This window comes from Actinophytocola sp. KF-1, from assembly GCF_054661535.1.
Window position 1 is genome coordinate 777821 of sequence record NZ_BAAFVK010000002.1, and the last position, 20846, is coordinate 798666.

A 20846-nucleotide genomic window follows, 5' to 3' on the forward strand; every position below is an offset into this window, starting at 1 on the left:
TGGTCGCAACCCCTCTCCCCATGGTCACCGCTCTGACCGCATCGTGCATGACGCGGGCGCCGTCCCCCGTGGGGTACGGCGCCCGTGCCGGTGCGCTGGCTATGCGCGGTAGGCCGCGTACTGGGCCTGCATGCGGGCCTTCTGGCCCGGGGTGAACTGGTTGTAGCAGCTGTCGTAGCTGTAATCCATGTAGTTGTGGATCGGGTCGAGGCCGGCCGACGAGCAGGTGTCCTTGCCCTCCGGGCAGCCGGACGTCGAGCTGCGCTGCGCCGGGGTGTCGGCCACGTAGTCGTTGTTCTTGCTGCAGCCGCCCTGGAACGTGTGGTACAGCCCGAGCCAGTGGCCCGTCTCGTGCGAGGCGGTCTTGCCGAGGTTGAAGTTGGTGATCGGGCCGCCCGGCAGCGAACCCCACTGGATCACGACGCCGTCCAGCTCCGGGTCCGCGGCGTACCACGACGGGAACGTCGCGTAGCCGAGGTAGCTGGTGTTGGTGGACCAGATGTTCAGCACACCCGCGTCACCCTCGTGCGTGGCGGTCTTCATCGCGGCCTCGCCACCGGCGCTGTCCGGGTCGTTGAACCACGCGTTGTTCTGCCAGCGGCGGACCGCCTGGAGGGTGAACTGGAACTCGGTGTTCGCGGCCTGCGACGACTCGCCGCCCGCGAAGTCCTGGTTCATCTCGGCGATCTGCTGGTTGATCTGGGTGTCGGACACGTTGCCCGTGCCGTCCGAGGCGTACACGACGTGGAACACGACCGGGATCGTGGTGACGGCCTGGAGCTGGACGTCGCCGCCGCGGGCCGCGAGCCGTGCCTTGGCCTCCTTCTCGGCGGCCGCGGCTTCCTTGGCGGAGATCTCGTTGCGCTCGTGCGCGTGCACGCCGGGGCGAACGCGCGCGGCCGAGCCCTCATCGGTCGCGCACTCGACTCCGGTGACGTCCGAGTGCGCGGGCGCCGCGACCACGGAGGCAGCGGGCAGCACCGCGAACGCGGCCGCGGACATGGCGAACGCGGCGAGCGCCACGGTGGTTCTTCTCGGGGACATGCAGATACCTCTCAGCAGGGGGCGTGACCTATGCACGTCACGCCATGAGAGGGACCGTACGTCCCGAGTGGCCGCAGAGAAAGTCCTTGTCACACAAGGAATCGCAGGTGACAATTACCGGTTTTCCCCACCCCCGCCGAACCGGACAAAGCCCCCCACCCCACCGCGAGTCCCGCCCCAGAACAGCGCGAGTCTCGCTCTCGAACACGCCGAGTTGCCGGTTTCGTGCCGATCTTGAGGTGCACGAAACTGACAACTCGGTATGCGTGACAGCGAGACTCGCGGTGTTCGAGGGCGGGACTCGCCGGGTTAGTGGGTTATGGCGAGGATGTGGGAGACCGCTTGGACCGGGTCCAGGCGGACGTAGTTCGCCTGGTGCCATTCCCACGTCGCGCCCGTTACCTCGTCGTGGACGATGAGGGTGTCGGTCCAGTCGCGGCCGATGGCCGGGAGGTCCAGGTAGACCATGCCCTCCTGGGGGCGTTCGGGGTCCAGGTTGACCACCACGATCACCGTGTCGCCCGTGCCGGGGTCGCGCTTGGAGTACGCGAGCAGGGCGTCGTTCTGGGTGTCGTGGAAGTGCAGCGTGCGCAGCTGCTGCAGTGCCGGGTGCGCGGCCCGGATCTGGTTCAGCCTGGTCAGCCACGGTTCCAGCGACCGGCCCTCGGCGAGCGCCTGCTCGAAGTCACGTGGCCGCAGCTCGTACTTCTCCGAGTTCAGGTACTCCTCGGACCCCTCGCGCACGGCCTCGTGCTCGAACAGCTCGTAGCCGGAGTACACGCCCCAGCTCGGCGAGTACGTGGCCGCCAGCACGGCGCGGATCGCGAACATCGCGGGCCCGCCGTACTGCAGCGACGCGTGCAGGATGTCCGGCGTGTTCACGAACAGGTTCGGCCGCGCCTCGTCCGCCCGCGCCACGATCTCCTGTCCGAACTCGATCAGCTCCGACTTGAACGTCCGCCACGTGAAGTAGGTGTACGACTGCGTGAACCCGAGCCGCGCGAGCCCGTAGAGCCGGGCGCGGCGGGTGAACGCCTCGGACAGGAACAGCACGTCCGGTTCGAGCGCCTTGACCTGGTGGATCAGCCAGTGCCAGAAGTTCGGCGGCTTGGTGTGCGGGTTGTCCACCCGGAAGATCCGCACCCCGTGGTTGACCCAGTGCATGACCACGCGGAGCACCTCCGCGTAGATGCCCTCGGGGTCGTTGTCGAAGTTCAGCGGGTAGATGTCCTGGTACTTCTTCGGCGGGTTCTCCGCGTACGCGATCGACCCGTCCGGCCGGGTGGTGAACCACTCCGGGTGCGCGGTGACCCACGGGTGGTCCGGCGCGCACTGCAGCGCCAGGTCGAGCGCGACCTCCATGCCCAGCTCGTTGCACCGGGCGACGAACCGGTCGAAGTCCTCGATCGTGCCCAGCTCGGGGTGGATCGCGTCGTGGCCGCCGTCGGCCGAGCCGATCGCCCACGTCGAGCCCACGTCCTCCGGGACGGAGATGACGCTGTTGTTGGGGCCCTTCCGGTTGACCCGCCCGATCGGGTGGATCGGCGGCAGGTACACCACGTCGAAGCCCATGCGGGCGACCCGGTCGAGCTGCTTGATCGCGGTGTCGAAGGTGCCGTGCACCGGCTTGCCGGACTCGTCGAGCCCGCCGGTCGAGCGGGGGAAGAACTCGTACCACGACCCGTACAGCGCCTTGGGCCGGTCGACCCACACCTGGTACTTGCGGCCGCGGGTGACGAGGTCGCGCAGCGGGTTGTCCCGCATGTACCGCTGGATCGGCTCGTCGAGCGCCTCGGCGATCCGGCCGGGCAGCGGCCGGTCCGTGTCGCGCAGCGCGGCCGCGGCCGACACGAGCATGGCGCGCTCGCCGTTGTGCGGGAAGCGGCGGGCGGCGCGGTCGAGCAGCAGCGCGCCCGTCTCCAGGTCGTTGGCCAGCTCCTCGGCGGTCTGCGCGGCGCCGACCTTCACCTCGACGGTGTGCCGCCAGGTCGCCCACGGGTCGCTCCACGCGTCGACGCGGTAGGTCCACATGCCGGTCGCGTCCGGGCAGATGTGCGCGATCCAGGTGTCGTCGTTGGGGTCGTCGACCGCCATCCGGGTGAGCCGCTCACCCTTGTCGTGCGGTCCACGCCACACCACGGTGGCGGCCACGGCGTCGTGACCCTCCCGCCACACCGTGGCGTGGACGGGGATGTGCTCGCCGACCACCGCCTTCGACGGGTACCGGCCACAGCTGATTACAGGGGAAACGTCGTCGATACCGAGGCGGCCACTCACCGCGCAAGCCCCTCCCGCAGAGGTCCTCCGATTGATATTGAGAAGTGTGCCCGGTCCCACTCCCGGTCACACCCCCGCCCCGCACCTGATTTTCTGTCGGGGGTGACCGCTAGGGTCGGTCGGCGTGAAAGCTGTACGCCGCTTTACCGTGCGCGCCGGTCTGCCCGAGTCGCTCGCCGAGCTGGAGACGCTCGCGACCAACCTCCGGTGGACGTGGCACCCGCACACGCAGGACCTGTTCGCCACCATCGACCAGGGCGTTTGGGAGCGCCTTGGTGACCCGTTGCGCCTGCTCGCCGAGGTGCCGGCCAGCCGCCTCGAGGAGCTGGCGGGCGACGAGTCGTTCCGCAGGCGGCTCGCGGAGGCGTCCGACGACCTGCGCCGCTACCTGTCCGAGCCGAGGTGGTACCAGCAGCGCCGTTCGGAGGTGTCGGGACAGGGCCGGATGGCGGAGTCCATCGCGTACTTCTCGATGGAGTTCGGCGTCACCGAGGCGCTGCCGAACTACTCGGGTGGTCTCGGCGTGCTCGCGGGTGATCACCTGAAGGCGGCCTCCGACCTCGGCGTTCCCCTGATCGGTGTCGGCCTGCTGTACCGGTCCGGCTACTTCCGGCAGTCGCTGTCACTCGACGGGTGGCAGATCGAGCACTATCCGGTACTCGATCCGAACGGGCTGCCGCTGACCCCGCTGACCGAGCCGTCCGGCGCGCCGATCCTCGTGCACGTCGCGATGCCGGGCGGCCGCGTACTGCGGGCCCGGATCTGGAAGGCGCAGGTCGGCCGGGTGCCGCTGCTGCTGCTCGACTCCGACGTGGACGGCAACGACGACGACCTGCGCAGCGTCACCGACCGGCTGTACGGGGGTGACCAGAACCACCGCATCCGCCAGGAGATCCTGGCCGGCATCGGCGGCGTGCGCGCCGTGCGCACGTACTGCGAGCTGACCGGGCACCCGCAGCCCGAGGTCTTCCACATGAACGAGGGGCACGCCGGGTTCCTCGGCCTCGAGCGGCTGCGCGAGCTGATGTCCGCCCACCAGCTGACCTTCGACGAGGCGCTGTCCGCGGTGCGCGCGGGCACCGTCTTCACCACGCACACCCCGGTCCCGGCCGGCATCGACCGGTTCCCCGTGGACCTCGTGCAGCACTACTTCGGCGACGGCGCGCTGCTGCCGGACGTCGACATCCGCCGCGTCCTCGCGCTCGGCGCGGAGGACAACCCCGGCATGTTCAACATGGCCCACATGGGCCTGCGGCTCGGGCAGCGCGCCAACGGCGTGTCCAAACTGCACGGGCAGGTCAGCCGCGAGATGTTCGGCGGCCTGTGGCCGGGCTTCGACACCCACGAGGTGCCGATCACGTCGGTCACCAACGGCGTGCACGGTCCGACGTGGACCGCGCGCGAGATGGCGTCGGTGGGCTCCGACCTCGACGACAACGGGCTGTGGGACCTGCGCTGCAGGCTGCGCAAGACGCTGGTCACCGAGGTGCGGCGGCGGGTGCGGGAGGCGTGGCTGCAGCGCGGCGCGTCGCCGCTGGAGCTGGCGTGGACCGACACGGTCTTCGACCCGGACGTGCTGACCGTCGGGTTCGCCCGCCGCGTGCCGACCTACAAGCGGCTCACGCTGATGCTGCGCGACCACGACCGGCTGCGTGCCCTGCTGCTCGACCCGGACCGCCCGGTGCAGATGGTCGTGGCAGGCAAGTCGCACCCGGCCGACGACGGCGGCAAGGCGCTGATCCAGCAGGTCGTCCGGTTCGCCGACGAGCACGACGTGCGGCACCGGATCGTGTTCCTGCCCGACTACGACATGTCGATGGCCCGGTACCTGTACTGGGGCTGCGACGTCTGGCTGAACAACCCGACCAGGCCGCTGGAGGCGTGCGGCACGTCCGGCATGAAGGCGGCGCTGAACGGCGGGCTCAACCTGTCCATCCGCGACGGCTGGTGGGACGAGTTCTACGACGGCTCCAACGGCTGGGCGATCCCGACCGCCGACGGCGTGTCCGACCCGCTGCGCCGCGACGACCTGGAGGCGGCGGCGCTGTACGAGCTGCTGGGTTCGCAGGTCGCGCCGCTGTTCTACGACCGGTCCGACGGCGTGCCGCGCCAGTGGCTCGCCATGGTGCGGCACACGCTGTCGTCGCTGGGCCCGCAGGTCCAGGCGTCGCGGATGGTCGAGGAGTACGTCGAGCGGCAGTACACGCCCGCGGCGACCGCGGTCGAGCTGGCCGACGCGGAGGGCTTCCGCGCGGCCCGCGAGCTGGCGGCGTACCGGGAGCGGCTGTCGGGTTCGTGGCCGCACGTCCGGGTCACGGCGTGCGACCTGTCGCTGAACGGCTCGGACACCCCGGTGCTGGGCGAGCGGGTGTCGGTCCGCGCGTCGGTCGACCTGGCCGGCCTCGCCCCGGCGGACGTGCAGGTGCAGGCGGTGATCGGCCGGGTCGGGGACAGCGACGAGCTGTTCGACGTGGTCACGGTGCCGATGACGCCGGACGGTGACGGCCGGTACGCGGCCGAGGTGTCGCTGCCGCACGCGGGGTCGCTCGGCGTGACGGCCAGGGTCCTGCCGAACCACGCGCTGCTGGCGAGCCCGGTGGAGCTGGGCCGGGTGGTCTTCGCGGGTTAGCCCGCCACTTCGAGACGGGTGCGGGTGGTGGCCACGCGTGGCCACCACCGCGCCAGTTTCTCCGCTTCCGTGAGCACCTGGCGGGCGGTGCGGTTGTCGCCCGCCGCCATGTGGGCGCGGGCCAGCGTGGCCAGGTCGTCGGCGCGGCACAGGACGTCGTCGGTGGCGCTCGCGGCCATGCGGGCCAGCGTGATGGCGTCCTTCAGGTTGCCGCGCAGCAGCTCGACCATCGCCCGCGCGCCGTTGAGCCGGTGGCGGGGGTAGCCGAGCGCGGTCGCGTTCTCGATCGCCAGGCACGCGGCGACCAGGCCGGTCTCGGAGTCGAGCTGGCCGGACTCGACCGTCGCGCACGTCAGCCCCGCCAGCACGGCGAACGCGCCGGGATCGTGCCCCGCGGTCAACCGGACCGCGAGCACCACCGCCTCGGGGTAGCGGCCCTGGGCGGCCAGCACCCGGATGCGTGCGGCGAGCGCGGGCGGCAGGTCGGGGTGGTGCGCGCGCAGCCGTGCCGCGAGCTGCTCCGCGGTGGCGAGGTCACCGGCCTGCGCCGCCCGCATCACCTGGTCGACCAGCGGTGCGGCCTGCCCGTCCGCCGACCGGGACAGCCGGAACAGCAGCCACCCGGTGGACGTCGAGGTGGCGGTCCGCACGGGGACCAGCGACACCGCGAGCGCCGTGACCGCCGCCGTCGCGAAGCCACGCGTGAACGGCCCGTCCGCCAGCAGCGCCCCGCCGACCGCGGGCACGGCCTCGAACGCCAGCCCGCACAGCGCGACCAGCCAGATGCGGCCCGCCGTCGCGGCCCGCACGGACACCGACAGGATCACCGGCACCGCACGCACCGTCACGATCCGGTCCGGAGTGGACCGGTCCGCGACCCGCGGCCCGGTGCCGAGGACGAGCTTGCGCAGGGTCACGCCGGGCGCGAGCACGCTCGCCAGCAGCCCCGCCTGGTTGGCCACGACGGCGGCGAGCCCGCCGGCCAGCGCGCCGAGCAGCCCGGCGGCCACGTGCGGCCACGTCAGCACGACGGCGACGGCCACGGTCGCGGCCGTGGCGAGACCGCCGGGTCTGAGCAGAACGTGAACAACCCGCACACGGCTGACGCTACGCGGCCCGCGCGCCGCACCCACTGTCTTCCTGGACAGCCGAAAGGGCAGCGGCGATGAGTTCCGCCACGCCCGCCGGTCTACCTCCCACCACGACCAGGGAGGCAGCAGTGAGCAAGGTTCTCGTCTACGCGGCCATGTCGCTCGACGGCTACGTCGCGGGCCCGGACGTCTCGCCCGAGCACCCGATGGGTGTCGGCGGCGCGCGGCTCCACGAGTGGATGTTCGCCGAGCACGTCGACCCGGCCGACCAGGCGGTCACCAAGGCGGTGCACGCGCAGACCGGCGCGGTGGTGCTCGGCAGGCGGACGTTCGACGTGGGGCTGGCGCACTGGGAGGACGTGCCGTACCCGGCGCCGTCGTTCGTGGTCACGCACGAGACGCGGCCGGACCTGCCGCAGAAGAGCGGCACGTTCGCGTTCGTCGCCGGGGTCGAGGCCGCGGTCGAGCGTGCCAGGGCCGCGGCGGGGGACCGGACCGTGACGGTCATGGGCGCGGACGTGCAGCGGCAGGCGCTGGCCGCGGGCCTGGTCGACGAGGTGCTGGTCAGCCTCGTCCCGGTGCTGCTCGGCGCGGGCGCGAAGCTGTTCGACGGCCTGCCGCCGACGACGTTCACGGGACCGGTCGCGCACGTCCGGTTCGGCGTGTCCGAAAGCGGCCAGCGCACGGCATGACCGCCCGGCGGCCGCCCAGACTGGACGCATGATCCCGGAACCACCCGCCACGTTCGGCCTCTGGCCGAGGGTGAAGGCGGCGAGCGAGTGGCCCGACACGGACGAGACGGCGATGGCCGCGCTCGGCGGCGCGTACGCCGCGATGGCGGACAGCCACGACGGCGCGGCGCGGGTCAGGACGGACGCGGCGGCCGCGAACTGGACCGACGACGCGGGCGCCCTGTTCGTCACCCGCACGGGGGCGGCGACGCGCGAGGCGGGGCGGCTCGCGGGCGAGATGCGGACGCTCGGCCGCCGCGCGTCGCGGTTCGCCGAGGCCGTCACCACGACGAAGAACGACATCCGGGACCTCGTCGTCAGCGCGATCCCGGGGTACGGCGCGCTCGCGCTGCTGCCGCCGCTGCTCCGGCCGCACGTCGAGGAGCTGTACGTGCGGGTGCTCGCGAACGACGTCAACGAGCTGATCGCGAACACGGCCCAGGGGCTGGCGGTGGACGCGGCACCCGGCGAGTACGACCGGATCCGGGACTTCATGTTCGACGAGATGGTCCGGAACTCGACGTCACCCACCGTGGCCGCGATGAAGATGAACAACGAGAACCCGACCGGCGACGAGGCGACGAAGGCGGCGGCGCTGACCCAGTGGGCGTGGCAGGTCCGCCCCGGCGGCGACTGGGACCACAAGAACGACATCCTGAACCGGACGGCGGGCTGGAACACGTTCACGCCGCTGCCCGGCGGCGACGGCAACATCCGGTACGACGTGTGGTCCAACATCCACTACGGCTACGTCGGCCGCGAGGCCGGGTTCACCCCCGGCGAGCTGCGCGGCGGCGCCGACCTCGCCGACTACGTGACCCAGGACCGCCCGGACCCGGGCGACGACGTCGCGGTGCGCATCGGGATGGAGCTGCGGGACCAGTACCCGCCCGGCCGGCTGCGGCCCGAGCACATCACCCAGGCCATCGAGCAGCACCGCGCCGAGCTGGCACAGCACGGCATGATCGGCCCGGATGTGAAGTGATGGACCAGATCTCGATGTCGCCGCCCGGCGCGCTGCCCGACATCAAGGCCGTGCTCGCCGCCGGTGACGCGCTCGCCACCGAGACGCCGCGCCACACCGGCACCGTCACGAGCAGCGAACGCGGCATCGGCGCGGGCACGCTGGGACAGGCCTTCCGCACCCGCCACACGACGAAGAGCCAGGCGCTGCTGGCCGCGGCCGCGGCGCTGCCGCCGGTGTTCCAGGAGCTCGGCGCAGGCGGGGTGGCCGCCGTGCGGGACTACCGGGAGACCGACGCGGCCGGGGCGCGCGGGTTCCGCGGGGGCGGCTGATCAGGTGATCGCCTGCGTGCCGCCCTCCCGGACGGGCAGGCCGGCGTCGCGGTAGGCGCGGAAGCCGCCGACCAGGTCGGTGGCCTTCGGCAGGCCGAGTGCCCGCAGGTCGCGGGCGGCGAGGCTGGACGAGTAGCCCTCGTTGCAGAACACGACCACCGTGGTGTCCTCGGTGAACCCGTCGATGCGGTGGTCGCCGCCGGGGTCGAGGCGCCACTCGAGCACGATCCGCTCGACCGGGACCGCGCCGGGGATCTCGCCGTCGGCCACCCGGTTGTGCAGTGGGCGGATGTCCACCAGCAGGTGGTCGTCGGGCAGCCGTGCCACGTCCTCGACCGCCACCCGGTCCAGGCCGGCGCGTGCCTTCGCCAGCACCTCGTCGATCGCACTCACGGTTCGACCGGCTCCTTCCGCAGTTCGTCGAGCGACCGCCGGGGCGGCAGCGGCGGGATGTCCGCCGGGATGTCCCACAACGAGTTGTACTCCCTCGTCGGCACGAGCGGCGGCGAGTACGCGTGCACGGTGGCCGCCTTCACCGTGGCGGTGTTCCACACCTGGTGGGCGCGGCCGGCGCCGAAGCCGACCGCGTCGCCGGTCTCGTGGACGCGGGTGCGCAGGTCACCGCCGGGGTAGCGGTAGGTCTCCGACACGCTGCCCAGCACGACGGAGAACGCGCCGGACGCGCCGCCGTGGTCGTGCGGGGCGGTGTGCTGACCGGGCAGCCACGACAGCAGCCAGACCTCGACCTCCTCGGTCAGTTCCAGGCGGGCCCACCAGCGCTGCGGGCTCGCGAACCGGACCTGCGCGAGCAGGGCGTCGCGGTGGGTGGTGCCGATGGTGGTCACCAGGTCGCGCAGCTCGGCCGGGGTCCACAGTGGACCACGCGGGCGGACGAGCGAGGAGGTGGACAGGGCAGGGGAAAGGGCCGTGGACACGGTGCTGCTCCAGGGAAAGGTCGACGGTGCGGTGGGATCACACGTCGGTACAGCCGCACGAGGCGACCAGGAGCAGGTCCACCGTGCGGTCGCGCCAGAACATCAGCGACCGGGACATGCCACGAATCGTGACATCGCTTGCCACATCGTGGCCACTCGTCTCACGTCGTGGTACGCGGGGTGCGGTACACCAGCAAGGTTCGAGGGGGGACTGTTACGACCTTGCCCGCTTCCAGGGGGCTCTGGTCCTCGGGCTCGCCCCGCGGCGTGCCGCTGTCGAGCACGGGCACGAACACGTCGCCGAAGTCCGCACCCGGCAGCACCACCTCGACCGGCTCCGCACCGGCGTGCAGCACCACCAGCCAGTTGTCGTCCGTGACCACTTCGCCGTCGCGGTCGCGGGACGCACTGGTCGACCCGTCGATCCACATGCCCAGCGTGCGGCGGTCCTCGTCGAACCACTCGTGGTCGGTCATCGGCTCGCCACCGGGGGAGAACCACACGAGGTCCGGCTGGCCGGAGTGCGTCGGGCGGCCGTCGAAGAACTGCGGCTGGCGCAGCGCGGGCGAGCTCGCCCGGAGCGCGATCACTCTCCGGGTGAACGCGAGCAGGTCGTCGGCGCGGGCCGACGGGTCCCACGACACCCACGAGACCTCGTTGTCCAGGCAGTACGGGTTGTTGTTGCCGCCCTGCGTGCGCCACCGCTCGTCACCGGCGGTCAGCATGGGCGTGCCGGTGGACAGCAGGAGCGTGGCGAGGAGGTTGCGTGCCTGCCGGTCCCGCAGCGCGAGCACGACCGGGTCGGCGGTCTCGCCCTCGACGCCGCAGTTCCACGACCGGTTGAAGTCGGCGCCGTCGCGGCCGCCCTCGCCGTTCTCCTCGTTGTGCTTGTGGTTGTAGGACACGAGGTCCCGCAGCGTGAACCCGTCGTGCGCGGTGATGAAGTTGATCGACGCCCACGGCCGCCGCGTGTTCGCCGCGTACAGGTCCTCCGACCCGGACAGCCGGTAGGCGAGGTCGCGCACGTTCACCGCGCCCCGCCAGAAGTCCCGCACGCCGTCGCGGAAGCGGTCGTTCCACTCCGTCCACTGTGGCGCGAACCCGCCGACCCGGTAGCCGTCCGCGGTCGCGTCCCACGGCTCGGCGATCAGCTTGCAGCGCGACAGCGACGGGTCGACCATGATCGCCGTCATCAGCGCGGAGTCGGGGTCGAACCAGCCGCCGCGCGGGCGGCCGAGCGCGCTCGCGAGGTCGAAGCGGAACCCGTCGACGCCGAGGTCGTTCGCGAAGTACCGCAGCGAGTCCGTGACCAGCCGCACGACCTCGCGGTTGCCGGGGTTGAGCGTGTTGCCGCACCCGGTGAGGTCCACTGTGGAGCCGTGCCGGTCGTGCAGGTAGTAGGCGGGCGCGTCGAAGCCGCGCAGCGACAGCGTCGGCCCGTCCACGCCGCCCTCGCAGGTGTGGTTGAACACCACGTCGAGGATCACCTCGATGCCCGCCGCGTGCAGCGCGGCGACCATCGTGCGGAACTCGGCGACCTCGTTGCCCGGCTCGCTCGCGTACGCCTCGTGCGGGGCGTGGAAGCCGAGCGTGGAGTAGCCCCAGTAGTTCCGGGCGCCGCGGCGGCGCAGCGACGGCTCGTCGGCGATCGTGTGCACGGGCAGCAGCTCGACCGCGGTGACGCCGAGCCGGACCAGGTAGTCGATGACGGCCGGGTGCGCGAGGCCGAGGTAGGTGCCGCGCTGGTGCTCCGGCACCTCGGGGTGCAGCTTGGTGAACCCGCGGACGTGCAGCTCGTAGACCACCGTCTCCTCGAACGGTGTGTCCGGTTTCACGCCGGTGGACACGCCGCCGGGCGCGGTGACCACGGACAGCGGCACGTGCCCGAGCGAGTCCACCGTCGACGGCCGCCCGGTCATCGGGTCACCCTCGTAGCCGAGCGTCGCGCGCGGGTCGCCGACGGTGCCGGTGATCCGCCGCGCGTACGGGTCGACGAGCAGCTTCGCCGGGTTGCAGCGCAGGCCGCGGGCCGGCTCGTACGGGCCGTGCACGCGGTAGCCGTACCGCTGACCAGGGGTGACGCCGGGCAGGATGGCGTGCCAGATGCCGAAGGTGTGCTCGGTCAGCTCGACGCGCCGCTCGTCGCCGTCCTCGCCGATCAGGCACAGCTCGACGCCCTCGGCGACCGAGGACGCGACCGAGAACCGGACGCCGCCGGCCTCGGGGTGTGCGCCCAGCGGGAACGGGTGTCCGGGGAGCACGTGGTCGGCGGGCATTCCTCCATCTTGCCCGGGACCGGCCCCGGTGATCAGAGCCGATAGGTGTGATTCTCGTAGGACTCCTCGGCAGTGCCGGCCGGGACGGTCACCCGCTCGGCCCTGGCGGACGTCACGACCTGCCCGAACAGCAGCTGGTGGCTGGCCCAGCCGACCTCCGACGGGCAGGCGAGCGTGAGCAGCAGGAGCTGTTCGCCCTCGGCGATGAACGCCTGGAGCTGCAGTGTGAGCGGCCGCCGGGCACGCACCTGCTCGACCCCGGGCACGCGCTGGGCGATCACGGCGGGCCCCAGCGCGGTGCCGACGACCAGGGTCTCCCGCACGTCCGGGCCGCCGACGTCCTCCAGCGAGTCGCGCAGCGCCGCCGCGGTGTCGGCGTCCCAGCCCGGCGGCCGGTCGAGCACGACCCCGGTGAGCACGGCGGGTGCCGCGTCCGGCGGTGCGACGATCGCCATGAGCACCGCGCCCTCCCGCACGGCCGTCTCGACCGCCTCGGTGGCGAGCGCCTCCAGGTCCGCGCGACCAGTGGTCAGCCCGCGGAGCTGTCCGACGAGCCCGGCGTACTCCTGGACGGCCAGGTCAGGCTGGTCGAGCGGCAACCGCCAGACGGTGTCGGGCAGGTCCAGGATCACTGTGTTCAATGGGTCGCTGCGCTCCTCCGCTAAGACCCCGTCTTCCCTCGTCGCGTGCTCGGCGCCGGCGCGCCTGCGCGCGCTCCTCAGTCCAGACGGGGCCCGCTCCGTCGCTCCGCTCACTTCAGGGCTTCCTTGCCGAAGTACTCGATCGCCTTGTCCAGCTGCTGCGGGGTCGGGTTGATGCCCATCTGCAGGAACTTCAGCTCGGCCTTCTGCTGCGGGGTCAGCTCCACGCCGGCCTTCTCCGCGATCGTGGTGCCCTTGTCGACGAGGTTCGCGTACGCCTGGTGCTGCTTGGCCTCCAGGCCCAGCCGCTGCAGCTCGGCCTTGCGGTCGGCGAGGTTCGCGGGCAGTTCGATGCCCTCCCGCTTGGCGACCTCGCGGCCCGCCGCGGTGAGGTCGCGGGAGACCTTGCCCTCCAGGCCGTGCTTCCGCATCCGGCCGACGTTGTCGATCAGCCCCGGCAGCGCGCCGCCGCGGGCCGCCGCCTCGATGTCCTTGCGCGCGGCCCGGATGGCGGCCTTGGACCCGCGCTTCAGCACCACCCGGCCACCGCTGCGCACGGCCGCCGCTGCCGTGCCGCCGCCGGGGAGCACGCTGGTGCCGAGGCCGAGTGCCACCGCACCCCAGCCGGGCGCGTTGCGGGATCCGGACAGCTGCTGGCCCAGCGCGGCCAGCGACCCGACCGCCCCGGAGCCGGTCGACGCGGCCTCCAGCACCGCGGCCGCGGGCAGCCCGACACCGGTGGCGGCGAGCCCGGCCGCCGCGGTCGCCGTGGCCAGCGAGACGCCGTCGGCCGCCACGGCGAGACCGTCCAGGCCCTGGACGTACCAGCTGTCGTTCTCGGGCTTGAACGGGTCGCCGTCCTTGCCCGCGCGGATGGCGTCCGCGGTGGCGTTGGCCTCACGCAGGTGCTTGGCCTCCAGGCGCTTGGCGTCGTCGATGATCCTGGCCAGCTGCGTGCTGACCGCCGTCGACTCCGGGGTGCACGAGTCGAAGGTCGCGAGCTTCGCCTTGAGCTTCTTCGCGGCCGCCTCCAGCACGTCCGCGCGCGCCTGGTTGGTGGTGAGCTTGCCGAACCACGCCGAGAGCGCGCTGGTCACGGCGTTGATCGCCTCGCCGCCCTTGCCGAGGCCCTGCGGCAGGTCGTCGCCGTGGTCGCTGAACTCCTCGGCCGCGCTGCCGCCCCACTCGGCGTCGTCGGTGATCTTGCAGGCCTCCTCGAGGCGGGGGAGGGTGGTGCCGATCGTCTCGGCGGCGACGGCGAGCCGCAGCATGAGCGTCTTGACCGCGTCCGCCTCGCCGGGCGCAGGGTCGAACCCGAGTGCCGGGAAACTGCGCATGGTCACGGCCTCGCGTTCTTCAGCGACTCGAAGACCTGGTCACCGACGGTGCCCTCGGCCAGGGCGCGCATCCGGTCCGCGCCGCCCTGCTCGACCAGCTCGTAGTTGGCGACCGCGCCACGCACGTTGTCCGCGATCGTGCCGATCTTGTCCCGCATGTCGCCGAGGTTGTCGCGCCACTCACCCGCCACCTCGGCGACGGCCGCGGCGATGTCGCCGGGTCCCAGGTCGCCGCCGGTGAGGTCGAGCGCGCCGATGATCTCGCCGACCTGGTCGGCGACGGCGTTCAGCTCGCCCACCCGGATCGCGAGGCTCGTGGTGTTCACGGTGTAGCCGGTCATGCGGTGAGTCAACCGGGAGCGCGTGCTCCCGACCACCGCCGTTGCGCACGGAGGCAAACCGAGGGCACGCGCGTGCAAAGCCTCATGTTGAATAGGGCACCGTGACGGGAGTGGAGCTCGAGGACCTGGTCGTGCACATGGCCGACGTCGGTGTGCGGCGTGGCGGCAACAACCTCCTGGCGGAGGTGAACTGGAGCGTCGAACTCGACGAGCGCTGGGTGATCCTCGGCGCGAACGGCGCGGGCAAGACGACGCTGCTCAAGCTGGCGGCCGCCGAGCTGCACCCCACCACCGGCACGGTGCACGTGCTCGGCGAGCAGCTCGGCCGGGTGGACGTGTTCGAGCTGCGGCCGCGCATCGGCTTCTGCTCCGCCGCGCTGATCGCCCGCATCCCGCCGGAGGAGACCGTCCTCGACGTGGTGGTGAGCGCGGGCTACGCGGTGCTCGGCCGCTGGCGCGAGGCCTACGACCAGCTCGACACCGGCCGCGCGCTCGACCTGTGCAAGGGGCTGGGCATCGGGCACCTCACCGACCGGATGTTCGGCACCCTGTCCGAGGGCGAGCGCAAGCGGACCGTGATCGCCCGCGCGCTGATGACCGACCCGGAGATGCTGCTGCTCGACGAGCCCGCCGCCGGCCTCGACCTCGGCGGTCGCGAGGACCTCGTGGCCCGGCTGTCCGAGCTGGCCCGCGACCCGGACGCGCCCGCGACGATCCTCGTCACCCACCACGTGGAGGAGATCCCGCCCGGGTTCACCCACCTGATGCTCGTCGCGGACGGCCGCGTGGTCGCGCAGGGCCTGCTGGAGGACGTGCTGACCAGCGAGAACCTGTCGGCGACGTTCGGCCAGGACCTCGAGGTGGACCGGCTGGGCGACCGCTACTTCGCGCGTCGCCGGGCTTGAGGCTAGGTTGGGTCACCAAGTTACTTCAGAGTAGGAGGACCTCCTGTGGGTGAGTTCGTCAGGCTCGAGGTCGACAGCGGCGTCGGCACCATCCGGTTGGACCGGCCGCCGATGAACGCGCTCAACCGGCAGGTGCAGGAGGAGATCCGCGCCGCCGCGCAGGAGGCCGCGCAGCGCGACGACGTCCGCGCGGTGATCGTCTACGGCGGTGAGAAGGTGTTCGCGGCCGGCGCGGACATCAAGGAGATGGCCGACATGTCCTACGCCGACATGTCCGCGCGTGCCGGTCAGCTGTCGTCCTCGTTCTCCGCGGTCGCCGACATCCCGAAGCCGACGGTCGCCGCGATCACCGGCTACGCGCTCGGCGGCGGCCTGGAGCTGGCGCTGTGCTGCGACCGCCGCATCGCGGGCGACAACGCCAAGGTCGGCCAGCCGGAGATCCTGCTCGGCATCATCCCCGGCGCGGGCGGCACGCAGCGGCTGCCGCGCCTCGTCGGCCCCAGCAAGGCCAAGGACATCATCTACACCGGACGGTTCGTCGACGCGCAGGAAGCACTCGCCATCGGCCTGGTCGACGAGGTCGTCGCGCCCGACGACGTGTACGAGGCCGCGAAGAAGTGGGCGTCCACGTTCTCCGGCGCCGCCGCGCAGGCGCTCGCCGCCGCGAAGACCGCCATCGACGGCGGCCTCGACGGTGACCTGAACAGCGGGCTGCGGCTGGAGAGCAACGTGTTCGCCGCGCTGTTCGCGACGGAGGACCAGAAGACGGGGATGCGGTCGTTCATCGAGAACGGTCCGGGAAAGGCGACCTTCAGTGGCAAGTAACCCGGTGGCGAACAACGACCCGGCACCCAACCCGCACGCGACCGAGGCGGAGGTCGAGGCGGCCCGCTCCGACCCGAAGCTCGCGAACATCCTCTACCACGACTGGGAAGCCGACACCTACGACGAGAAGTGGTCGATCTCGTACGACGAGCGCTGCATCGACTACGCCACCGGCCGCTTCCGCGCGGTCGCGGGCGACGAGGACTGGCCGTACGAGCACGCCATGGAGCTCGGCAGCGGCACCGGGTTCTTCCTGCTGAACCTCATGCAGGGCGGCGTGATCAAGAAGGGCTCGGTCACCGACCTGTCGCCCGGCATGGTCAAGGTCGCGCTGCGCAACGCGCAGAACCTCGGCCTCGACGTCGACGGCCGCGTCGCCGACGCCGAGACCATCCCGTACGAGGACAACAGCTTCGACCTCGTCGTCGGGCACGCCGTGCTGCACCACATCCCGGACGTGCCCGCCGCGTTCCGCGAGGTGCTGCGGGTGCTCAAGCCGGGCGGCCGGTTCGTGTTCGCGGGCGAACCGACCAAGATCGGCGACCGGTACGCGCGCAAGCTCGGCCAGCTCACGTGGTGGCTCACCACGAACGTGACGAAGCTGGGGCCGCTGTCCGGCTGGCGGCGGCCGCAGTCCGAACTGGACGAGTCGTCCCGCGCCGCGGCGCTCGAGGCGGTCGTCGATCTGCACACGTTCGACCCGACCGAGCTGGAGGAGGTCGCGCGCGAGGCGGGTGCGGCGAACGTGCACGCGCACACCGAGGAGCTGGCGGCCGCGTTGTTCGGCTGGCCGGTGCGCACGTTCGAGGCCGCGGTGCCGCAGGAGAAGCTGACGCTGGGCTGGCGGCTGTTCGCGTACAAGGCGTGGCTGCGGCTGTCGTGGCTGGACGAGAACGTGCTCCGCAAGGTCGCGCCGCGCGACCTGTTCTACAACGTGCTGATCACCGGGACGAAGCCCTGAGCTATGCATTCACCCCCGCTGACGTGCGGTTCCTCCGTTCGTCGGCGGGGGTTTCCGCTGTCGCGGCCGTCGCGGACCTGCCGTTGACGTCGGCCGGCTACCTCGCCGACGTGGCGACCGCGCGGCGCCTGGTCGGCGAGCACGCGGGACCGGTGCTGGAGACGGTGCTGCTGCGTCGTCGTGCGGCGGCCAAAGTGGACGCACCGGACGACTGGCTCTTCACCGACACCGCGTTGCAGCAGGCCACACCCATGCCGGTCGCGCGGCACCGGGCGGCGCGGTTCGCCGGTCTCGCCGTGCACGACGTGACCTGCTCGGTCGGCGTCGACCTGGCCGCCATCGCCGAGGTGGCGGACCGCTGCGTGGGCTCGGACCTCGACGAGGTGCGGCTCGCGATGGCGGCGCACAACGTGTCCGCGCCGCTCGTCCGCGCCGACGCGCTCCGGCCGGTCACGCGGGACGCGGCGGTCTTCGTCGACCCCGCCCGCCGGGACGCCGCGGGCCGCCGCCGCTGGCACGCGGCGGACTTCGTGCCCCCGCTGGATCGCCTCGCCGAGGCGTACCGAGGGCGGGACCTGGCGGTGAAGTGCGCACCGGGCATGGACTTCGCCGAGCTGCCGTGGGACGGCGAGGTGGAGCTGGTGTCGCTCGACGGGCAGGTGCGGGAGGCGTGCCTGTGGACCGGTGCGTTCGCGGGCCCGGCGCGCCGCGCGTCCGTCCTGCGCACGGGTGGTCCGACGTGGACGGTCACCTCCGACGACCCGGACGACTGCCCGGTCCGCGACGTGGGGGAGTGGCTCGTCGACCCGGACGGCGCGGTCGTGCGTGCCGGCCTGGTCCGCCAGTACGCGGCCCGGCTCGGGTTCGGCCAGCTCGACGAACGCATCGCGTACCTGACCGGCGACGGGAAACCGGCGGGCGTGCGCGCGTTCCGCGTGCTCGAACACGGTCACTACAGCGAGAAGTCGCTGCGGCAGACCCTGCGGCGCCGGGGCGTCGGCCGCGTGGAGATCCTGGTCCGCGGCCTGGACGTGGACCCGAACACGTTGCGCCCCCGGCTGAAGCTGTCCGGCCGGGAGCCGGCCACCGTCGTGCTGACGAGGGTGGGCCGGACCCCGACCGCGTACGTGTGCGAGCCCGGTTAGAGGCTGTCGATCAGCAGCTCCGCCGCGCCCTGCGCGAGGGTGCACTCGTCCCGCGAGCCCTTCAGGCCGTACGGGCCCTTCCACTGGACGGAGGCGCTGATGTTGTGCGCGTCCCACGCGTCCGGTGTGGACTCCGGCACGTGGACCAGCGACAGGCTGCACAGCCCGTCGTAGCGGAGCCAGACACCGTGCAGCCCGCCGACCTCCGCCGGTTCGTCGCCGAGCTGTTCGGCGTCGCGGTCGAAGGCCAGGTCGAACTCGTAGACCTCGTCGCCCTGCGCCACCGTGAACCGGCACTGTGCCGAGTAGTAGCGGCTGACCGGGCCGGGCTTCCAGTCCGGCACCAGGCGCGCCACGACCTCCTCGGCCAGGCACGGGTCCTTGCCCGCCAACGTCGGTTCCGGCGCCGGGGCCGAGCGCGCGGGCAGCTCGGCGACCTTCGGGCCGACGGCGGCGGTGTAGTCGCGGGCCACCGCGCACGCCTGCGGCCACGACAGGGGCTCCGCACCGCCCGGGACGTACCTGCCGACCGACACCGAGGCGCCGAACCCGGACCTGCCGAACGGCACGTAGTAGACGCATCCGTCCGACACGCTCTGCTTGGTGTGGAACACCGCCATCCCGTCGAGGTCCTCCGGCACCAGGTCGGCGCGTTCCTCGTCGGACAGGTACTCGTCGAGGTCGATCCCGAACACGGTCCGTTCGACGTGGTCGGGGTAGCTCCCCATCAGCCGGCACTCGGCGAGCCCCAGTGCCTGGTGCGGCTCGGCAGCGACCCGCCCGAACCGCTCGATGAACGTCCGGTCGTGCAGCTCGCACGGGTCGGCGGCCCGGATGCGTGCCATGAGGTCCACCGTGCCCGGCAGCGTGACCGCGTCGTTGATCGTCTTGGGCACGGCGGCCGGCTCGCGGTTCTCCCGCTTCTTCTCCTCGGGCCGCGTGCGCAGCTTCTCCATCGCGGCCCTGGCCTGCGCGGTCGCGGTGTCCGCGAGCGTCGGGACGGTCACGCCGGGCCCGTCGGACCGGTCGGCGTCGGACCCGAACTTCAGGAGGAACACGAGGTTGTCGTCCCGCACCCGGAGCACGTAGTCGGCGCGTGTGTGGTCGCCGTAGGTGGAGATGGCCTGCTCGAACTCGGCGTGCTCCGCGAGCCCGGGGACCGTGCCGTCGTCGCTGACGTCACCGCTGACCGTCCACAGGCCGTGCTTCTCCTGCTTGGCCTGGAACGTGCGCGCCGCCGCCGCGGACTCGGCGACGGCGACGACCATCTCGAGGTGCGTCACCCGGCCGACCAGGTACTGGCTGTCGCTGTGGGCGCCGCAGTGCAGGTAGTCGTAGTCCGGGTGCTTGTCCGTGGTCGGCTCGGTGACGATCTCCGTCACGGTCGACCACCGTTTGAGCACGTAGACGTCGATGAGGTCGCAGGGGTCGGGGACGTTCGCGGCGCTGTACTTCGGACCGGGCTTCGCCTCGGCGGCCGCCTGACCGGGTTCGTCGCCGCCGGCGAGCACGACGGCCGTGACCGCCCCGGCGACCAGGACGGCGGCGAGGGCGACGGCGCCCGCGACGAGCCACGTGCGCCGGCCGCGGGAAGGGGCGGGAGGCGGCGTCGTGGTGCCCTCGGCGGGCGGAGCCGGGACCGGAGGGGCCGGCGGTGGCGCCGGCATGCCCGCCGGTGGGGTGTGCCGCGGCTGGTCGCGGACCACCACCGGGACGGCCGGGTTGCCGAACTCCCGTACCGCCCACCGGATGTGCTCCACCTGCACGGCCGCGGCCGGGACCACCGTGCACACCGGCAGGTCCCCGAGCACCCGCCCCGGCGCCGGTGTCCCGCTCACGACCTGCCCGGCCACCAGCTGCACGCCGATCTCCACGAACCCGGGGCCTGCGGCGGCCAGGTCGAGCCGTGCCACCGCGGGCCACGGCACCCCCGCCTGCCCGACCTTCATGCCCGTCGCGTCGATCTGGAACAGGGTCCAGCGCGCCGCGTGGGTGTTGACCACCGTCGCCAGGCACCCCACCACGACCAGCACGACGACCGAGCGCGGCGCCGACGGGGCGTCCACCGCGGACATCACGACCACCGTCGCGACGAACACCGCGAGCAGCGCCGCCATCTTGGCCGCCAGCACGGCCGTCGAGTTCGGCCGGTCGACGCGGTACCGGACGGTCCGCGCCAGCCGCTTCGCCAGCGCCACACCACCCGCCAGCGCGGCGGGCCCGGCCACGCACGCCACCAGCGCGCCCGTGCTGAACGCGTCGACCAGGTAGCCCCCGCCGACGAGCGTCGCCAGCCCGCCCGCCGCGGCGAGCAGCTGCGCCGCCCGCACCTGCCGCAGGCGGCGTTCCCGGAACGCCGATGCCCCCGATGTCACGCCTGGATCCCCTTTCGCCGGAACGTCAGGGGACATC

General features: G+C 72.4%; 18 protein-coding genes. 8 read left to right on the plus strand and 10 right to left on the minus strand.

The features are described from left to right. Positions 1 to 99 precede the first annotated feature (99 nt). Together ACYQ77_RS09500 and ACYQ77_RS09505 are read right to left on the minus strand one after the other, a co-directional pair. On the minus strand, positions 100 to 1044 hold the full coding sequence (locus ACYQ77_RS09500; protein ID WP_459709487.1) for a zinc metalloprotease: 945 nt from the start codon (positions 1042 to 1044) through the stop codon (positions 100 to 102). A 309-nt stretch (positions 1045 to 1353) separates the two neighbouring features. Further along, positions 1354 to 3321 (minus strand): alpha-1,4-glucan--maltose-1-phosphate maltosyltransferase, encoded by a 1968-nt coding sequence (locus tag ACYQ77_RS09505; RefSeq protein ID WP_459709489.1) that lies wholly within the window; start codon positions 3319 to 3321, stop codon positions 1354 to 1356. A gap of 124 nt (positions 3322 to 3445) precedes the next feature. Between ACYQ77_RS09505 and glgP the strand changes: the two genes are divergently transcribed. Then, the gene (gene glgP, locus ACYQ77_RS09510; RefSeq protein WP_459709491.1) at positions 3446 to 5950 is read left to right on the plus strand and encodes an alpha-glucan family phosphorylase; all 2505 of its coding nucleotides are present in this window, start codon (positions 3446 to 3448) and stop codon (positions 5948 to 5950) included. Here the strand turns inward: glgP and ACYQ77_RS09515 are convergent. After that, a complete protein-coding gene (locus tag ACYQ77_RS09515; RefSeq protein WP_459709492.1) occupies positions 5947 to 7047 on the minus strand; it encodes a tetratricopeptide repeat protein in 1101 nt (366 codons plus the stop codon). The two genes, glgP and ACYQ77_RS09515, sit on opposite strands and share 4 nt — an antisense overlap. Positions 7048 to 7169: 122 nt before the next feature. On the opposite strand from ACYQ77_RS09515, the gene ACYQ77_RS09520 reads away from it, so the two are divergent. The 3 genes from ACYQ77_RS09520 to ACYQ77_RS09530 are packed head-to-tail and all read left to right on the plus strand — an operon-like array spanning position 7170 to position 9068. Then, complete coding sequence (locus ACYQ77_RS09520; RefSeq protein ID WP_459709494.1) at positions 7170 to 7733, plus strand: dihydrofolate reductase family protein; 564 nt, start codon at positions 7170 to 7172, stop codon at positions 7731 to 7733. A 28-nt stretch (positions 7734 to 7761) separates the two neighbouring features. Continuing rightward, positions 7762 to 8757 carry a WXG100-like domain-containing protein gene (locus ACYQ77_RS09525; protein ID WP_459709496.1) on the plus strand — a complete coding sequence of 332 codons (996 nt, stop codon included), beginning with the start codon at positions 7762 to 7764 and terminating at the stop codon, positions 8755 to 8757. Beyond that, positions 8757 to 9068 carry a hypothetical protein gene (locus tag ACYQ77_RS09530; RefSeq protein ID WP_459709497.1) on the plus strand — a complete coding sequence of 104 codons (312 nt, stop codon included), beginning with the start codon at positions 8757 to 8759 and terminating at the stop codon, positions 9066 to 9068. Before ACYQ77_RS09525 ends, ACYQ77_RS09530 begins: the two co-directional genes overlap by 1 nt. Here the strand turns inward: ACYQ77_RS09530 and ACYQ77_RS09535 are convergent, their stop codons facing one another. The 6 genes from ACYQ77_RS09535 to ACYQ77_RS09560 all read right to left on the minus strand — a co-directional run bounded on the left by ACYQ77_RS09535 (position 9069) and on the right by ACYQ77_RS09560 (position 14598). Continuing rightward, positions 9069 to 9461 carry a rhodanese-like domain-containing protein gene (locus ACYQ77_RS09535; protein WP_459709499.1) on the minus strand — a complete coding sequence of 131 codons (393 nt, stop codon included), beginning with the start codon at positions 9459 to 9461 and terminating at the stop codon, positions 9069 to 9071. After that, entirely contained in the window at positions 9458 to 10003 is a 546-nt protein-coding gene (locus ACYQ77_RS09540; RefSeq protein WP_459709501.1) for a cysteine dioxygenase, read from the minus strand. The genes ACYQ77_RS09535 and ACYQ77_RS09540 overlap by 4 nt, the downstream gene beginning before the upstream one ends. A 161-nt stretch (positions 10004 to 10164) precedes the next feature. Then, entirely contained in the window at positions 10165 to 12279 is a 2115-nt protein-coding gene (glgX, locus tag ACYQ77_RS09545; protein WP_459709503.1) for a glycogen debranching protein GlgX, read from the minus strand. Positions 12280 to 12311: 32 nt separating this feature from the next. Continuing rightward, a complete protein-coding gene (locus tag ACYQ77_RS09550; RefSeq protein WP_459709505.1) occupies positions 12312 to 12920 on the minus strand; it encodes a hypothetical protein in 609 nt (202 codons plus the stop codon). Positions 12921 to 13030: 110 nt separating this feature from the next. Then, positions 13031 to 14263, minus strand: coding sequence for a hypothetical protein (locus ACYQ77_RS09555; RefSeq protein WP_459709507.1), 1233 nt, complete (start codon positions 14261 to 14263; stop codon positions 13031 to 13033). After that, on the minus strand, positions 14260 to 14598 hold the full coding sequence (locus ACYQ77_RS09560) for a hypothetical protein (protein WP_459709509.1): 339 nt from the start codon (positions 14596 to 14598) through the stop codon (positions 14260 to 14262). The genes ACYQ77_RS09555 and ACYQ77_RS09560 overlap by 4 nt, the downstream gene beginning before the upstream one ends. 137 nt (positions 14599 to 14735) lie before the next feature. On the opposite strand from ACYQ77_RS09560, the gene ACYQ77_RS09565 reads away from it, so the two are divergent. Genes ACYQ77_RS09565 through ACYQ77_RS09580 form a run of 4 tightly spaced genes read left to right on the plus strand, consistent with a single transcriptional unit; the run spans position 14736 to position 18434 of the window. Then, entirely contained in the window at positions 14736 to 15503 is a 768-nt protein-coding gene (locus ACYQ77_RS09565; RefSeq protein WP_459709774.1) for an ABC transporter ATP-binding protein, read from the plus strand. A gap of 45 nt (positions 15504 to 15548) precedes the next feature. Continuing rightward, entirely contained in the window at positions 15549 to 16328 is a 780-nt protein-coding gene (locus ACYQ77_RS09570) for an enoyl-CoA hydratase/isomerase family protein (RefSeq protein WP_459709511.1), read from the plus strand. Next, positions 16318 to 17289 (plus strand): class I SAM-dependent methyltransferase, encoded by a 972-nt coding sequence (locus ACYQ77_RS09575; RefSeq protein WP_459709513.1) that lies wholly within the window; start codon positions 16318 to 16320, stop codon positions 17287 to 17289. Before ACYQ77_RS09570 ends, ACYQ77_RS09575 begins: the two co-directional genes overlap by 11 nt. Next, a complete protein-coding gene (locus ACYQ77_RS09580) occupies positions 17286 to 18434 on the plus strand; it encodes a THUMP-like domain-containing protein (RefSeq protein WP_459709775.1) in 1149 nt (382 codons plus the stop codon). Before ACYQ77_RS09575 ends, ACYQ77_RS09580 begins: the two co-directional genes overlap by 4 nt. Here ACYQ77_RS09580 and ACYQ77_RS09585 read toward each other — a convergent pair. Continuing rightward, a complete protein-coding gene (locus ACYQ77_RS09585; RefSeq protein ID WP_459709514.1) occupies positions 18431 to 20809 on the minus strand; it encodes a hypothetical protein in 2379 nt (792 codons plus the stop codon). The genes ACYQ77_RS09580 and ACYQ77_RS09585 overlap by 4 nt on opposite strands. Between the last annotated feature and the right edge of the window lie 37 nt (positions 20810 to 20846).

What these genes read in the sequence shown, in the direction of transcription:
- ACYQ77_RS09500 (WP_459709487.1), bottom strand. Translation starts at nt 1,044, where the DNA reads ATGTCCCCGAGAAGAACCACCGTGGCGCTCGCCGCGTTCGCCATGTCC.
- ACYQ77_RS09525 (WP_459709496.1), top strand. Translation starts at nt 7,762, where the DNA reads ATGATCCCGGAACCACCCGCCACGTTCGGCCTCTGGCCGAGGGTGAAG.
- ACYQ77_RS09530 (WP_459709497.1), top strand. Translation starts at nt 8,757, where the DNA reads ATGGACCAGATCTCGATGTCGCCGCCCGGCGCGCTGCCCGACATCAAG.
- glgX (WP_459709503.1), bottom strand. Translation starts at nt 12,279, where the DNA reads ATGCCCGCCGACCACGTGCTCCCCGGACACCCGTTCCCGCTGGGCGCA.
- ACYQ77_RS09560 (WP_459709509.1), bottom strand. Translation starts at nt 14,598, where the DNA reads ATGACCGGCTACACCGTGAACACCACGAGCCTCGCGATCCGGGTGGGC.
- ACYQ77_RS09565 (WP_459709774.1), top strand. Translation starts at nt 14,736, where the DNA reads ATGGCCGACGTCGGTGTGCGGCGTGGCGGCAACAACCTCCTGGCGGAG.